The following is a 1,529-nucleotide window of genomic DNA, read 5'->3' as shown; positions in this document are numbered from 1 at the left end:
CCCGCTCCCGTCCGCCTGGGCCACGGCACCGCCACCGGGCGCCTGCCCGATGCGCGGGCGCCCGGTGCGGCCGCCGGTCCAGAACGCCTCCGCCCCGCAGGCCCGCCCGGATGCGCGGCTGTAGAATCGTCCTCATGCCGGGTCTCATCAGGCGTGAGGACATCGACGAGGTCCGTTCGCGAACGCGCATCGAGGACGTCGTCTCCCAGTACGTCTCCCTGCGCCCGGCGGGGGCCGACTCCCACAAGGGCCTGTGCCCCTTCCACGACGAGAAGACCCCGTCCTTCCACGTCCGTCCGAGCGTGGGGCGCTGGCACTGCTTCGGTTGCGGCGAGGGGGGCGACGTCATCTCCTTCGTCGAGAGGATCGAGCGCATCCCGTTCGTCGAGGCCGTCGAGCTCCTGGCGCGCAAGGTCGGGGTGGATCTGCGCTACGAGGACTCCGGGCGCGCCGAGCGGCGCCCGGACGGCCCCGCCCGCCACAGGCTCGTCGACGCCCACCGCGTCGCCCTCGACTTCTACGTCCGGCACCTGGCGAGCGACGAGGCCGAGCCGGGGAGGCGGATGCTCGCCGAGCGGGGATTCGACGAGGAGGCCCTCGCCCGGTACAGGATCGGCTACTCGCCCGCCTCCTGGGACGGCCTGTTGACCGAGCTGCGCCGCCACGGATTCACGGAGGGGGAGATAGCCGCCTCCGGTCTGGCGAGCCGGGGGAACCGGGGTCTCTACGATCGCTTCCGCGGCCGTCTCATGTGGCCGATCGCCTCGATGACGGGCGACCCGATAGGCTTCGGCGCGCGGCGCCTGGGCGAGGAGGACCGCGGCCCGAAGTACCTCAACACCCCCGAGACGGCGATCTACAGGAAATCGCAGGTTCTCTACGGGCTGGACATGGCCAGGAAGGCCATCTCCAGCCAGCGCCGGGTCGTCGTGGTCGAAGGCTACACGGACGTGATGGCCGCCCAGCTGGCGGGCGTGGAATGCGCCGTCGCCACGTGCGGGACGGCGTTCGGCGCCGAACACGTGCGGATCGTGCGCCGCCTCATAGGGGACCGGGCCGACCCCGCGGCCGGGGTCATGCTCGCCGACGGCAGCGCCTACGGGGGCGAAGTCGTCTTCACCTTCGACGGCGACGCCGCCGGGCAGAAAGCCGCACTCAAGGCCTTCCAGGAGGACCAGTCCTTCGCCGCGCAGACCTTCGTGGCCGTCGCGCCCGAGGGCATGGACCCCTGCGAGCTGCGCATGTCCCACGGGGACGCGGCTGTTCGCAACCTCGTCGCCTCCCGGCGTCCCCTCTTCGAGTTCGCCATCCAGTCCGTGCTCGCCGGCGTCTCCCTGGCCACGGCCGAGGGGCGCACCGCCGGGCTGCGGGCGGCCGCTCCGATGGTCGCCTCCATTCGCGACAGGGTGCTGCGCGGCGAGTACACGCGCCAGCTGGGGGGCTGGCTCGGCATGGACGAGGCCACCGTGCGCCAGGCGGTGGCCTCGGCGGCGCGGAGCGGCGGAGGGCCCCGGCGGGTCGAACCGGCC

General features: G+C 73.1%; 1 protein-coding gene. It reads left to right on the top strand.

From position 1 onward, the window contains the following. Positions 1-134: 134 nt before the first annotated feature. Positions 135-1,529: DNA primase (gene dnaG, locus HMPREF0043_RS08875; RefSeq protein ID WP_040318237.1), on the top strand; the 1,395-nt coding region annotated here is incomplete at its 3' end.

Source organism: Actinobaculum sp. oral taxon 183 str. F0552 (assembly GCF_000466165.1).
Taxonomy (GTDB): domain Bacteria; phylum Actinomycetota; class Actinomycetes; order Actinomycetales; family Actinomycetaceae; genus Peptidiphaga.
This window is presented reverse-complemented; position numbering and strand designations above follow the sequence as displayed.